The organism is Pleurocapsa sp. PCC 7319 (genome assembly GCF_000332195.1).
Taxonomy (GTDB): Bacteria; Cyanobacteriota; Cyanobacteriia; order Cyanobacteriales; family Xenococcaceae; genus Waterburya.
The window spans coordinates 966,348-981,079 of sequence record NZ_KB235922.1 but is presented as its reverse complement, the minus strand read 5'-3'; the positions used below and the strand labels follow the sequence as shown (position 1 = coordinate 981,079).

The 14,732-nt window shown below is 38.5% G+C and carries 13 protein-coding genes; 4 read left to right on the top strand and 9 right to left on the bottom strand.

Going from position 1 to position 14,732, the window contains the following annotated elements:
* Window positions 1–254 precede the first annotated feature (254 nt).
* Complete coding sequence (gloA, locus tag PLEUR7319_RS0108535) at window positions 255–677, top strand: lactoylglutathione lyase (RefSeq protein WP_026102397.1); 423 nt, start codon at window positions 255–257, stop codon at window positions 675–677.
* Between the two features lie 216 nt (window positions 678–893).
* Here the strand turns inward: gloA and PLEUR7319_RS34630 are convergent, their stop codons facing one another.
* From PLEUR7319_RS34630 to tig, 5 genes are all read right to left on the bottom strand, one after another.
* Window positions 894–1,076, bottom strand: a complete 183-nt coding sequence (locus tag PLEUR7319_RS34630) for a hypothetical protein (RefSeq protein WP_019504800.1) — start codon at window positions 1,074–1,076, stop codon at window positions 894–896.
* Between the two features lie 174 nt (window positions 1,077–1,250).
* Complete coding sequence (locus tag PLEUR7319_RS0108525) at window positions 1,251–2,207, bottom strand: PhoH family protein (protein ID WP_019504799.1); 957 nt, start codon at window positions 2,205–2,207, stop codon at window positions 1,251–1,253.
* Window positions 2,208–2,350: 143 nt separating this feature from the next.
* Entirely contained in the window at window positions 2,351–3,691 is a 1,341-nt protein-coding gene (clpX, locus tag PLEUR7319_RS0108520) for an ATP-dependent protease ATP-binding subunit ClpX (RefSeq protein ID WP_019504798.1), read from the bottom strand.
* A 26-nt stretch (window positions 3,692–3,717) separates the two neighbouring features.
* Entirely contained in the window at window positions 3,718–4,398 is a 681-nt protein-coding gene (gene clpP, locus PLEUR7319_RS0108515) for an ATP-dependent Clp endopeptidase proteolytic subunit ClpP (RefSeq protein ID WP_019504797.1), read from the bottom strand.
* 230 nt (window positions 4,399–4,628) lie between these two features.
* On the bottom strand, window positions 4,629–6,038 hold the full coding sequence (gene tig, locus PLEUR7319_RS0108510; protein ID WP_019504796.1) for a trigger factor: 1,410 nt from the start codon (window positions 6,036–6,038) through the stop codon (window positions 4,629–4,631).
* Between the two features lie 639 nt (window positions 6,039–6,677).
* Between tig and PLEUR7319_RS0108505 the strand changes: the two genes are divergently transcribed.
* From PLEUR7319_RS0108505 to PLEUR7319_RS0108495, 3 genes are all read left to right on the top strand, one after another.
* Complete coding sequence (locus PLEUR7319_RS0108505; RefSeq protein WP_019504795.1) at window positions 6,678–7,721, top strand: aspartate-semialdehyde dehydrogenase; 1,044 nt, start codon at window positions 6,678–6,680, stop codon at window positions 7,719–7,721.
* 50 nt (window positions 7,722–7,771) lie between these two features.
* Window positions 7,772–8,662, top strand: coding sequence for a 4-hydroxy-tetrahydrodipicolinate synthase (gene dapA, locus PLEUR7319_RS0108500; protein WP_019504794.1), 891 nt, complete (start codon window positions 7,772–7,774; stop codon window positions 8,660–8,662).
* 345 nt (window positions 8,663–9,007) lie between these two features.
* A complete protein-coding gene (locus PLEUR7319_RS0108495; protein WP_019504793.1) occupies window positions 9,008–10,792 on the top strand; it encodes a ribonuclease J in 1,785 nt (594 codons plus the stop codon).
* 178 nt (window positions 10,793–10,970) lie between these two features.
* On the opposite strand, the gene PLEUR7319_RS0108490 is transcribed toward PLEUR7319_RS0108495, so the two are convergent.
* The 4 genes from PLEUR7319_RS0108490 to PLEUR7319_RS34620 all read right to left on the bottom strand — a co-directional run bounded on the left by PLEUR7319_RS0108490 (window position 10,971) and on the right by PLEUR7319_RS34620 (window position 14,624).
* Window positions 10,971–11,540, bottom strand: coding sequence for an HD domain-containing protein (locus PLEUR7319_RS0108490; RefSeq protein WP_019504792.1), 570 nt, complete (start codon window positions 11,538–11,540; stop codon window positions 10,971–10,973).
* A gap of 13 nt (window positions 11,541–11,553) precedes the next feature.
* Entirely contained in the window at window positions 11,554–11,802 is a 249-nt protein-coding gene (locus PLEUR7319_RS0108485; protein ID WP_019504791.1) for a hypothetical protein, read from the bottom strand.
* A gap of 15 nt (window positions 11,803–11,817) precedes the next feature.
* Window positions 11,818–12,555: a hypothetical protein gene (locus PLEUR7319_RS34625; RefSeq protein ID WP_019504790.1), complete on the bottom strand. Its 738-nt coding sequence runs from the start codon at window positions 12,553–12,555 to the stop codon at window positions 11,818–11,820.
* Window positions 12,556–12,668: 113 nt separating this feature from the next.
* On the bottom strand, window positions 12,669–14,624 hold the full coding sequence (locus tag PLEUR7319_RS34620; protein WP_019504789.1) for a mechanosensitive ion channel domain-containing protein: 1,956 nt from the start codon (window positions 14,622–14,624) through the stop codon (window positions 12,669–12,671).
* Window positions 14,625–14,732: the final 108 nt, after the last annotated feature.

Below are 14,732 nucleotides of genomic sequence, written 5' to 3'. Positions count from 1 at the left end.
TGGAAAGAGAAAGGGATCAGTAAAGAAATGAGGAATAAAGAAATTTTAGATAGTTAAGTATTACTCCAAAGTAGAACCTAACTAATATTCGCTCCTACGAAATATTATGTATCTCACGTATTTCCCCAATCGATATTAATTAACATTGGGCTGATTCCCTTTACCATTAACTATTATTGCTTCAGGTAATTTAAGCTATAAACTAACAGCTAACGAAATAAGAATTTTTTCATTGAGAGAGGAGAATTAGAAATATGCGTATGTTACATACTATGTTACGTGTTGGTAACTTAGAAAAATCTCTTGCCTTTTATTGTGATATTTTGGGCATGAAGCTTTTGCGCCAAAAAGACTATCCTGGGGGTGAATTCACCTTGGCTTTTGTTGGTTATGGTGATGAAAAAGATAATACGGTAATTGAACTCACTTATAATTGGGGCGTGGACAAGTACGATCTTGGCTCGGGATACGGACATATTGCCCTAGGAGTTGATGATATTTACGGTACCTGCGATCGCATTAAAGCTCAAGGGGGTAAAGTAAGCAGAGAACCTGGTCCGATGAAACACGGTACTACGGTTATTGCTTTTGTCGAAGATCCCGATGGCTATAAGATCGAATTGATTCAGCTAGGTACCCAAGGCTCGGCACCAAAAGAAGCTGCCGCAACAGCTTAAAAATTATCTGGGCAAAATTAATTTGATTTTGAATGACTCAGAGAAAGTAATAGAAAAAAATTAAAAATAAAAAACGCCTCGTCTTTCAAACTGATGTAAAAAGGGCGTTTTTTTCTTGTTGATAAAATAGAGCTTTTTATTTTTCATTACTCCTAGTTAATTTGTACTTCGGAGTTATATTTTAGACTTGTTATACATTCTCTAAAGGTTAGGACTTCAGTTATACCAAGTACTTAACCAAATGGCGATCGTACTTAAGCTAACTCCAATTACAACTGCCACCGGTAAAATAATGCCCGTTTGAGTCATTTTAACTATGGGAATAGAAATAGCCATCATTCCTGTAGCCAAACTCCAAATAATAGCTGTACTACCAATTTTTGCACCTTGTCCTTCCATTGATTATTTTTTCCTAAACTAAGTTCTCTTTCTTAATTTAGTCATAACTTGACTGAAAAACCTTAGTTTTCACCTAAAATTTCAGAATATTTTTTTGGCTAATAGAAGTAGCAGTATCCTGATGTTGACTAAAGCTAAATTTTTATTTATAAATCAATCCTTAAATTAGCAGCATTACTTATCATACCGCTCATAAGCAGCCACGATTTTCTGTACTAGAGGATGACGAACTACATCAGCTTGAGTTAATTCACAAAAAGCAATTCCATCGACATTACGCAATATTTTTCTTGAGACAACCAAGCCTGAATCTTGATAAACAGGTAAATCAGTTTGGGTAATGTCTCCCGTCACCACCATTTTAGAACCAAATCCTAAACGGGTTAATACCATTTTTAACTGAGCAGGGGTGGTATTTTGAGCCTCATCTACAATCACAAATGCATTAGATAAGGTTCGTCCTCGCATATATGCCAAAGGAGCGACCTCAATTTTACCTCTTTCCATTAAGTCAGGTATCTTTTCCGCATCGATAAACTCATACAAAGCGTCGTATAGAGGACGTAAAAAAGGATTGACTTTTTCTTGCAAATCTCCAGGCAAAAACCCCAGCTTTTCTCCTGCCTCTACAGCAGGACGAGTCAAGATAATTCTTTCGCATTCATCACTTAGCAAAGCTTGAACAGCTAATACTGCAGCTAAAAAAGTTTTACCCGTCCCGGCAGGACCAATGCCAAAAGTTATATCATGCTTTTGAATGGCTTTAATATATTGTTTTTGTTTAAATGTTTTAGCTCTAATAACCTCCCCTTTTTTTGTTCGAGCTAGAACATTTTTTTGCAGCTCACTATATTCCTCTGTTCTCCCTGTATCGATCGCCTGAAATGCTGTAAGAATATCTGGCTCATATAGAGATTTCCCCACTGACCACAATGGCTTAAGAGTATTAATTGCCGTGGCACAGCGTGTAACGGCTTTATCCTGACCTCTTACTAATAAATCCTGCCCCCGTAGGATCAGCTGCACTCCCGTATGACGAGATAATAGTTTCAGGTTTTGTTCATTTGTTCCCGCTAAAGCGATCGCACTTTCGTTACTGGGCAATTGGATAGTTTGGGACTTTTCTGTCATTCCTGATTTTAGACTTTAGCCTTTCTCTTACAAGTTAGGGTAAGTTAAGGTTTCAAAATTAAAAACTAGATTGAAATTTATTCTTAGTTACAATTATTACTGAATTTTCTTAGTTACAATTATTACTGAATTTTTTGGTGTAACTAAGCTGATTCTGGTTTACGGTAAGAAGTAGGATGGAGAATTAAATCTGCGGTAGAACGTTTTTCTACCATTTCTTCAGTAATAGTACATTTACAGACATCTTTACGAGAAGGAATTTCATACATTACATCCAGCATTAATTCCTCAACAATTCCTCGTAAAGCTCTGGCTCCAGTTTTACGGCGATAAGCTTCTTTTGCCAGTGCTTTGATTGCTCCTTCGGTAAATTCCAGTTCAATGTTATCCATCCCCAGGAGTTTTTGGTACTGCTTGACAATAGCATTGCGCGGTTGAGTTAATATTTGAATTAAAGCTTCTTCATCTAAAGGTTCCAAAGCTGCCGTCACAGGAATTCGACCCACAAATTCAGGAATCATACCAAATTTGACTAGGTCATCCAATTCGAGTTTCTGTAAAATATCAGCAGTACGTTTCTCCTTTGAGGCTGGATTTTCGCCTTTTTGAATAAAGCCGATCGATTTCTTACCTAATCGACGTTCAACTACTTTGTCTAAACCAACAAACGCACCACCACAGATAAAGAGAATATTCTTAGTATCAATTTGAATACAGTCTTGATAAGGATGCTTACGACCCCCTTGGGGCGGTACATTAGCTACTGTTCCCTCTAACATTTTTAATAATGCTTGCTGTACACCTTCTCCAGAAACATCACGAGTGATCGAAGCATTTTCGCTTTTGCGGGCAATTTTGTCGATTTCATCGATGTAAATAATACCTCTTTGAGCTTCATCAACATCTAAATCCGCCACTTGCAATAAGCGTAATAAAATATTCTCAACGTCTTCGCCGACATATCCAGCTTCAGTTAGCGTAGTGGCATCAGCAACGGCAAAAGGTACTTGCAAAACTTTGGCTAGTGTTTGAGCTAATAACGTTTTACCACAACCCGTAGGACCAATTAGTAATACATTCGACTTTTGTAGCTCTACTCGGTCGTCAGTATCATCAAGGTCATTAGCTAAACTTAAGCGCTTATAATGATTATATACACCAACAGAAAGAACTTTTTTGGCTTCTTCTTGTCCGATGACATGTTCATCTAAACAACTTTTAATTTCTATTGGTTTGGGAATATTACCAAAAGAAATACCACCCGTTTTCTTTCTCTTCTTGGGTGGTTTCGCATCGGGGTTACTAGTTACCGCTGACGAAGAGACAACAGCGCCCTCTTCTATCAACTCCTCATCTAGAATTTCGTTACACAGTTCGACACATTCGTCACATATATACACCCCAGGACCAGCGATAAGTTTTCTTACTTGTTCTTGAGATTTTCCGCAAAACGAACATTTTAGATGGGAGTCGTATTTAGACATATATACCTCGTACTAATAGAACTATGTTATGTAGTAGGTGAATCTGTCGCTTCCGACTTGGTGATGACCTTATCAATTAAGCCATATTCCACAGCGTCTTCTGAAGACATATAGAAATCTCTCTCCGTATCGGCAGCTATCTTATCAAATGGTTGACCGGTATGTCCTGCGATCAGTTCATTAAGTCTTTGTTTGATATAAAGAATTTCTTTAGCTTGTATTTCAATATCTGTTGCTTGTCCTTGCGCTCCTCCCAAAGGTTGATGGATCATCATTCGCGAACTGGGCAAGGCCATCCGCTTCCCTTTTGTACCACCAGATAACAAAAAAGCCCCCATACTAGCAGCAATTCCATAACAAATTGTTACAACGTCGGGTTGAATTTGCTGCATAGTATCGTAGATTGCCATTCCTGAATAAACCGAGCCACCAGGAGAATTAACATAAATTTGGATATCTTTTTCGGGGTCTTCTGCCTCTAAATATAACAGCTGAGCGACAATAGAATCGGCAACTTTATCATCAATCGGAGTCCCCAAAAAAATAATTCGCTCTCTTAGAAGACGGGAATAGATATCAAAGGCTCGTTCACCGATACCTGATTGTTCAACCACCATTGGCACAACATTGCCAACAGGTCGGGCAGACCTTATTTCAGGACTACTATTACTAACCAAAAAACCGTAAGGCGAAAGCGATTCCAGCATAGATTTTTGACAAAAATTTATCACTAATTATTATGATCTTGATTAACCTTGCATAACCATGCTTAGTTGAGAGTAGTGTTTCACTCTATTATTATTTATTATGCCTCAACTAACCTCGTAATGCTTTCAATGCGGACTCTGGAGAAAATGTAATTTGCCAATCAGGAATGAAAATTAATCAAGAATAATAGGAGCTTTCTGTTCCACTTCCTTGAAAGCAAGACATTAAATTACTCAGGATCGGTAATCACTTCTACTTCAGCAGTTTCTACCTCTTCTTCAGATTCCTCTTCTTCAGATTCCTCTTCTTCATCAGATAACGAACCTTCAGGAACAAGTTCTACCTGAACCTTGTCACGCAACCAATTGTAGGTATTTTCGCTCAGCAAATCTTCCGTAACCATTTTCTGCAAACGGTCTTCGTCAACTTCTTGCCCAGCTAATTCTGAATGTATCTCCGCTTTCTTGGCATTAATTGCCTCCTCCTCAGGTGATAAACCTTCTTTTTGGGCAATTTCCTTAATAATCAAAGACTTTTGGAGATTGGTTACTGCTTCAGGACGAGCATTATCCCGCAACATCGGTACGTTATCCGAATTAAATAGCTGTCTAACGTCTACCCCCATCTGTTGCATTTGCATGAGAGTTTTAGTTAAAACGTTAGTCACTTCTTCTTGAACTAAAGACTCAGGCAATTCAATCGTGTTTTGTTCTAATAGCGCTGCTGCGATCGCCTCATTGATATTATTTTTGGTTTGATTTTCAGCTTGCTCTTGAAACTGCTTAGTCAAAGATTCCCTGTAAGCTTCCATCGTCTCAAATTCGTCATCGCTGACTTCTTGAGCAAAATCATCATCTAAATCTGGTAATTCCTTCGTCTTTAATTCATTTAAAGTGATGCTAAAAACTGCTGGTTTACCTGCTAAATCCTCTTGAGGGTAGTCATCAGGGAATGTTACCGCCACTTCCTTGGTTTCTTCGGGCTTCATTCCAGCAATTCCCTCTACCATGCCAGGAATTAGCTTACCTTCGGCTAATTCAACTTGAAAATTGGTGGCACTACCACCTTCAATTTCTTGTCCTTCTTCTCCTTCTGCGGTAAGAGTTCCCTTAAAGTCAACAAAAGCTATATCTCCCATTTCAGCAGGACGATCTTCGACAGGAACTAAATCAGCCTTTTGCAGACGACGTTGTTCAATAAAATCATCTACTTTTTCGGGTTTAAAAAGTACTTCTTCAGCTTTGACACTGAGCTGAGTATAATCAGCAAGTTCTATTGTTGGGGAGACATCTACGGCAATAGAAAAAGTAATTGTATCTCCTGGGTTATATTGCCCTAACAACTCTTCAAAATTAGAACGTAAATTGGGTTGACCGAGAGCTTCAATTGATTCTTGTTCAATCGCCTCTTGTAAAGATTTCTGAATTAGTTCTTCTAAAGCAGCAGCCTTGATACGTTCATTACCAATTCTTTGAAGCAAGACCTGGCGCGGTACTTTGCCTTTACGAAACCCAGGAATATTGCTGGAACGGGAAAGGTTTTGCACCATTTTTTCATAGGCATTACGAGATGCTTCGGGGGCAATTTCTATATTTAAGCCTACTTGACTTTCAGGAAGTCTCTCCTGGGTTACTTTCATCGATGCTTATATCTCAAAACTACTTTTTGGTTTATTGGTTTGATTTGGTATTTGGGTAGTTAGGGGTTAACCTAAGATTGATAGATACAACTATCGAGCCTAATACTTATAACTCCGCTGTGATTTAGAGAAATAAGACTATTCATCTGAATCCCTAAATCGAAGTTTTGTACAACAATCTTTAACGTACCTATTTAGCCAATAGTCATCATAGTATATCAATCGAACGAGCTACACTTTTTATCAGAATATGTTCCCTACTTTAAATGATCGAGCTAGGAAGACTGTGAATAGCTTCTCATCTTGGATGAGACATTATGATACGATTAACCGATACTTAATAGATATTTAATTAAGTTAATCTGTAAAAATAAAGATGAATTCATTCAAGTTGATGATTTGCAAAACAAAGGGCTCAGGCAATAGACAACTGTGTTTTACTTAAAGTAGTGTACTTCATTAATTTTTAAGAACTGCCAACTATTATTTCGATTTATTCGGTTCGTCTTGACAAATCATTTAAGCTCAACAGTCAATAGCGGTATCATCGAGTAAGCAAAACATAAAGAATTTTTATTAAGTCTCAATTTAAATTTATCAAGTAAATTACTTAAAAAATAGTCATGGAGGTTTTAATAATTGTCTAGAGATGTAAATGTAGCCATCTTAGGAGCAACTGGAGCAGTAGGGAAAGAACTGTTAGAATTGCTTGCCGAGCGCAATTTTCCCCTTAAACAATTGAAGTTGTTAGCATCCCCGCGCTCTGCTGGCAGTAAAATTGTCTTTAACGACCAAGAAATAACTGTACAGGCTGCTAGCGAAAGTTCTTTTGAGGGAGTCGATATAGTTTTGGCTTCTGCTGGTGGTTCTACTTCCAGAACCTGGGCTAAACAAGCTGTAGAAGCAGGTGCAGTCGTTATCGATAATTCTAGTGCTTTTCGGATGGACGAAAATGTTCCCTTAGTCGTACCTGAAATTAATCCTGAAGCTGCTGCTGCCCACCAGGGAATTATTGCTAATCCTAATTGCACAACTATTCTTATGGGAGTGGCGATCTACCCTCTACATCAGGTACAACCAATCAAGCGGGTAGTTGTTTCGACTTACCAATCTGCATCTGGTGCAGGAGCAAGAGCTATGGAAGAGGCTCAAACTCAAGCTAGAGATATTTTAAATGGTAAACAGCCTCAAGCCGAAGTATTACCTTATCCCATTGCCTTTAACCTGTTTCCTCATAATTCTCCCCTTAACGATCAAGGGTATTGCGAAGAAGAAATGAAAATGGTTAATGAAACGCGCAAGATTTTTGATGAGCCAGAATTAAAAGTAACCGCAACCTGTGTTAGAGTACCTATTCTACGCGCTCATTCTGAGGCGATAAACTTAGAGTTCGAGCGACCTTTTGACGTTCAGCGGGCAAGAGAATTGTTAGGAGTAGCACCAGGAGTAAAATTAGTAGAGGATTGGCAGACAAATTATTTTCCGATGCCAATAGATGCTACAGGACAAGATCCTGTATTGGTGGGAAGAATCCGTCAAGATATCTCTCAAGATTGCAATTTAGAATTGTGGCTCTGTGGAGACCAAATTCGTAAGGGGGCCGCTTTAAACGCAATTCAGATAGCAGAATTATTGCTAGAAAAAAACTTACTAACAGTATCAAACTCGGCAGTTAGTATTTGAAGGTTGGGTTTTTTAACCCAAATATAGTGATTATTACACGGCAGAAATCTATGAGCGACGAACCTTTCGGTAGAGTAATTACGGCGATGGTAACGCCTTTTGCTGAGGATGGTAGTGTTAACTATGAAGTAGCAGAAAAGCTGGCGGTTCATTTGGTCGAAAATGGGAGCGATGGACTAGTACTTTGCGGTACAACAGGGGAGTCCCCAACCTTGAGTTGGTCTGAAGAATATGAGCTGTTCAAAGTAGTCAAACAATCAGTAGGCGATAAAGCTAAGATTATTGCTGGTACTGGCTCTAACTCTACGACTGAAGCGATCGCTGCTACAGAAAAAGCTGCTAAACTTAATCTTGATGGTTCATTACAAGTTGTGCCATATTATAATAAGCCGCCCCAGTTGGGATTGTATCATCACTTTAAGGCGATCGCTGAAGCTTGCCCCAATCTGCCGATGATGTTATATAATATACCAGGTAGGACTGGCAGCAACCTGAAGCCAGAAACAGTGGCTAATCTCGCTCAGATCAGTAACATAGTTGCGATTAAGGAAGCTAGTGGCGATTTAGAGCAGGCTTGCAAAATTAGGTGTTTAACTCCTCCTTCTTTTGCTATTTATTCAGGAGAAGATGCTTTAACATTACCTTTGCTTACAGTGGGAAGTGTGGGTGTAGTTAGTGTTGTTTCTCACTTAATAGGCAACCAAATGCAAGAAATGATCGACGCTTTTATTAAAGGCAATAACCAGAAAGCTACAGCAATTCAAGTCAAGTTTTTTCCCTTATTTCAGGCTTTATTTATGACTACCAATCCCATTCCTGTTAAAGCTGCTTTAAATCTACAAGGTTGGGATGTAGGTAAGTTGCGAACTCCATTATGTGAGCTACAATTAGACTTATTAGAAAAATTAAAAATAGTATTAAAAGAGTTGGAATTGCTCTGATTTAGTTATTTTAAACCTAGTTATTTTGACATAAACTATTTAAGCTAAAAGAAATAATTGTAAGTAACAGTTGTAGTCAGAAAAATCTTTGTTATAAATAGAAATTTTACTATCGTTTTTACTTTAATTCCTTAAATATAATTAATTATTAATATGAATAAAATGATGTATCGATATAGATGATTACTCTAATTGATATTCTCTATTATTAGAAATTAAAAAAATTTATACTATTCCCTTTTTTAAAGACTTAGAAAGAACTTCAACAGATTAATTCTAAGACAGATTTACAGTTTTTATTGATTCAAATAGATACGTACCACAAACCAAATACACGGAAACCATATGAGTAAAGTAAACAAAAAAGTTAGCGTACCAACTGTGAAAATCATTCCTTTAGGTGGATTACACGAAATTGGCAAAAATACCTGTGTTTTTGAATATGAAGATGACATTATCTTGCTTGATGCTGGATTAGGTTTTCCTTCAGATCAGATGCACGGTATCAATATTGTCCTGCCTGATATGACATATCTCAGAGAAAATTCTCACCGTATTAAGGGCATGATTGTCACTCACGGTCATGAAGATCACATCGGCGGCATTGCTTATCACCTCAAGCAGTTTGATATACCTGTAATTTATGGTCCAAGGCTGGCAATGTCTCTATTGAGTGACAAATTAGAAGAAGCGGGAGTTAGCGATCGCACTACGCTTAAAAGTGTTATCCCGAGAGAGATTGTCCGCATTGGGAAGCATTTCTCTGCTGAGTTTATTCGTAACACCCACTCAATTGCGGATAGTTTTAGTGTCGCTATTCATACTCCCATTGGCGTGATTATTCACACAGGAGATTTTAAAATCGATCATACTCCTGTTGATGGGGAACATTACGACCTACAAAAGCTAGCAGAACACGGCGAAAAAGGTGTCCTGTGCTTGCTGAGTGACTCCACTAATGCTGAAGTTCCAGGACATACGCCATCAGAACGTTCAGTCTATCCGAATCTCAACCGCATCTTTGGTCAGGCAGAAGGAAGGATTATGGTGACAACTTTTTCTTCTTCAGTGCATCGAGTAAACATGGTTCTCGATTTAGCCCAAAAGCACGGTCGCAAAGTAGCAGTGGTAGGGCGTTCCATGCTTAACGTGATCGCTCATGCACGAAAGTTGGGTTATATTCAATGCCGTGACGATCTTTTTGAACCCTTGCGCTCCGTCAATCGTTTACCAGACGATAAAGTTTTAATTCTGACTACTGGTTCTCAAGGAGAGACTTTAGCCGCGATGACTCGTATTTCCAGGGGTGAACATCGACAAATTAGAGTCCAAGAAGGAGATACGATTGTATTTTCTGCCAACCCCATTCCTGGTAACACTATTGCAGTAGTTAACACGATTGATCGTCTGATGATGCAGGGAGCAAAAGTCATTTATGGTCGCCGAGAAGGAATCCATGTTTCCGGTCATGGTTCTAGAGAAGATCATAAGTTAATGCTCAATTTGACTAGACCTAAGTTCTTTGTGCCTGTTCATGGTGAACATCGGATGCTAGTGGAACACTCAGGAATGGCTCGGGCGATGGGTATTCCTGAAGAAAATATTGTGGTGATCAAAAACGGTAATATTATTGAACTTACGGAAAATAGTATTGGCGTAAACGGAGAAGTTCCTTCTGGTATTGAACTAGTAGATCGTGCAGGTATTGTCCGAGATGATGTCATGAAAGAAAGACAGCAGTTAGCTGAAGATGGAGTAGTTACTGTTGCCGCCGTGATCGATTGGTCTGGTAATTTAGTTGCACCTCCTGCACTACATTTACGCGGAGTCGCTACATCAATTGAAACATCTTTGCTACAGCAACTAGTTGTAAGAACAATGGAGCGAATTTTAGGCGATCGCTGGAGCGACTTTAGTACCAACAACGGCGGTGAACCCGAAGTTAACTGGTCAGAAGTACGTCTCGAAATAGAAGGCGGCTTGCAGCGTTTAATGAAGCGAGAACTACGTAGTCGTCCCCTCGTAGTGTTTTTATTGCAAACTCCTGAAAAACAACCTGCTAAGCTGACGAGAAGAAGAAGGCGTTCTACTGCCACCACCCCGGCTCCTGTAATCTCTCGCCGTTCCTAGTTAGAAATAAAATACTTCTCCTTGTGGTCGAAGTATTTTTCTCTCGAAATCTAATAAAAGTGTTGCCTGTCTTTAGAGAAAGCAACACTTTGTTAGTCAATAAGCTCATTGGAAATTATCTTGAATCTCAATCAAAGATTCGAGAGTGGGGATTGTACACCACCTAACCTTTGTTGGTTCATTCAACTTGCGAAATACGTTCGATTTCCCTTACGACTCGATCTAATTCTTCAGCCAATGCACCGTTATTCAATTCTTTAAAAGTATTTGCCAAGCTCTTATAATACCAAAGAGTGCCCTCTCGCCCTCCACTAAAACGCTGCCAAAGAGGTTCTCCACATACTCGTAAATCATTTAAAATAGCACGAGCATTGTGTAGCTTATCGGCGTTGGAAACCAAGCGTACCGAAGCAGAAGTTTTGGCTAAACGCTTGATATAATTTTCCTTACGGGATCGCCATGCAGGTTTGGGTGTCTCATAACTATCAGTACATCCTTGGACAATAGCAGCCACATTAGCTCCAAACTGACTTTCAATTCGTGCTAGCGTTTCCCAGCCTCCTTGGTCTTCAACCGCATCATGGAGCATCGCTGCAATAGCTTCATCTTCATGACCACCATGTTCTAATACCAAACTGGTAACTCCTAATAAATGGGAAATATAAGGAATATTTGTCCCTTTACGTAATTGAGATGAATGGAGTTCTGCTGCTAATTTGATGGCATTAGTAAAACGATCGCTTAACATTTGTGTTTTTACGTTAATTTTTCTCGTCAATTTCACGTCTTAGTTCAGTGACATATTGATCGAACATTGTTTCAGAAAGTCGCTCAACATCTTGTTCGGGGTTATAACATCGTGATAAATAACTCATATCTGGTTCAAACTCACCTGTATCCAAGTTCATAACTAAAACTCTTCCTCCCCCATCGGTCGTTGACACCATTTTGACAGGGCGATCGTTAACCGTATAGTATTCTACTTCAGGTAATTTAGATTGTTCGCACATTATTCTAAATTTATTTTATTGAGATTGAGATTTTTCAAATGCCTCATTGTATAGCTTTTCAGCTTGAGAGCTTAGCTGTTCGATTCGCTTGGTTTCATCTGAGGTTAAATCTCGCTGTTCTTGTATGGCGTCGGCTTCAATAGTTCTAATTTCTTGATATAGTTGATCGCCAAATTTGTATTTTACGTCTAATATGCTGCGTAGGTGTAGCTGCATTTCGACAATGTGTCCGTTGGGCATTTGTATATTAAGCAGAACGTCTCGATAGCCGTTGACAGGATTTTGAAAGCGATTTTTGATTCGTATCACATCCATGTCATGTTGCAAGATGTCTAGAGCTTGTAGCACTTGTTTTTCAGTCTCAAAAATTACTGAACTACGAGCCAAATCGGTAATTCTAGATACCTCTCCACCGTAGTCAGCAGCTATTTTTTTCCTTGCTCTTTCCCTCGCTTTTAAAGTCTCAGGAATTAATGCTTCTCCACCTAGCTGACTAGCAACTTTTTGGGTTACTTGATCGAGATATGGTTGTGCTTCTGCTGCTTGTTGATATAGTTCGTCTAGGTCATTACTAGTTTGTTTTAAAGGATTAGAGACTTGCGGCGATCGCTCTGGCAAATCCGAACTGGCAATGGTAGTTGGTTCATGATCGCGATTAAGATCAATATTTACGACTACTTTTGATACCCAAAAAGAACATAGCAAAAGAAAAGCAATAAAAAGTAAGATAGTTCGATATTTGATGTTACCCATGAAATCTAATTACGATGATCAAATATAAAATAGTGACTTTAAAAATCTCATGTCATAACTATTAACCAAATAATATGCAGTCTAAATGATAAACAGCTTCAAATATGAATCCATCAATCATCAAGCTTTGATCTATGGTTATTTTCATCTAGATAAAAGCGATAAAATAGCGGTTCGTTTTTAAAATTGTGTTCGTCTAATATATGGTGAATAATATTTTGTTCGATCATCAATTGTCCGATGGCTATCGCTTCGGCTAAAGTAGCTTTTTCGTACTGTATTAACCAAGATACGGCTTCTGAACCCAAGAAAACTTTAGAATAGGTTTTTAAGCCATAACGACGATCGGTAATGGATACGCCATGTTCCCCTCGCATGGCTGCTACCAAAGAATCCCAGTCATATTCATCACGAATAGTTAATTCTTCTACTGATGATAATTGGCGATCGCTTGAATCTGTTTTTGTTTGAGGGTAATACAATTTAGGTTGAGAAGGGGCATAGATTTTAACTAAGTTAGCGACTAACTCATCGAGCTGAGGAATATTAAAATTGAGATCTCGCTGGGGAAACGGAATTTCAATGCCATACTTGCGAAAATTAAGATCGATATGCTTTTGTAGATGGTTTCTAACTTTTGGTTCTTTAAAAGGATCCTTAATAAAAACTACTACGCGGAATAGTAAAGAGCGATCGCCAAAATTACGAAATTTGGCTTTTGGTGGTGGATGTTTGAGAATATCTGGGTGATAGACTTGGGCTGCTGCTAACAAAGCTTTATATACCAAATCGCGATCGGAGTCATAAGCCACATCTACATAAACTTTTACCCTAGTTAAACCGCTGCGATGCCAATTTCTGACAGTTTCCTCGATAAAACGCGAGTTAGGAATAGTCATAATATGGCGATCTATATGGGAAATTTCGGTAGTACGCGCACCAATATGCAACACTAAGCCCTTGTCTTCGCCTACTTCTACTAAATCACCAATTTTTATGGGGCGAGTCAAAGTCAAAATTATACCGCTAACAAAGTCTTTGGCTATATTTTGTAACCCAAAGCCAATTCCTACGCCTAAGGCACTGATGACGATAGTTAGAGAACGAAAATCAATACCTCCAGCATTCAAGATTAACAATATACCCAGGAATAATAATCCATAACGAGTCAAAAAAGCGATCGAATTTTGCAAGGTACTTTCAAACCCTGTCAGGGGGAGAATATTTAACTTAAGCACCTGCGAAAACCACCTGACAAATATCCACCAGCCAATACCCAGAAAGATTAAGATGATTATGCGCCGTAGAGATATAGCCATCTCTCCACCAAAATCAAAGATTTCAGTATTAAAAGTATCGTTAACAGACTGCCACAGATTGTACTGCCAAGTTCTAGTCTGGGGAAACAAATAAGTACAGTAATAGACGAATATCAGCCAAATTAAAGTTTGTAAGCCCAAAATAGCTAAAATAGCCCAAGAAATCCACCGCTGAGGTGATTCTAAACGTTTGCGACTATAGTGGCGTTTAAGACAAAATAAACCAAATTGAATTCCTGCAACTAGAGTAAAAGCGATCGCCATCATTTTAATAGTCCATTGGAGATGAGCAGGCGATCTTTCTTTGATTGCTCGCTCTAAAGCTGACTCTAATTGCTCTTGCCAGATTTCAGCCTGTTCTTGAGCCATCATTCCAGGAATCAAGTCATTTTTGCTAACTGTTAGCAAGTGACGATTATTTACGCGAATTACTGTCCAATCAGACTGTTTAGCTACAGTTAAATCTAAAGCTTGTCGGGAATTGGAGTAGTGTTTAAGTTTGGTTTGCAGTAGAGAATTGATTTTTTCGGCTCGTTGCGTAGCCGAAAAATTACCAGAACTACTAATTTCAAATAACTTCCGACCATCTAAGACGATATCAGCTTTGCGATCTAGCGAGGCGCTCGAGGATTTTACCTCGGCCGCAGTTGGGACTAAGAACAAATAAAGGCAAAAGCACCAAGTAATTAAAATAATGACAATTTTTTTGATTTTATGAGACTTATAAAAAAACTCTAAAATGACATTCATTTGTTTTAACTACTAAGTTTCAGTTTTATATTGTCTATGTTGTCTAGTCAACAAAAATTTGCTCGACGTATATTTATTAATGCTCTAATAAAATGTTTTATCTTTAGC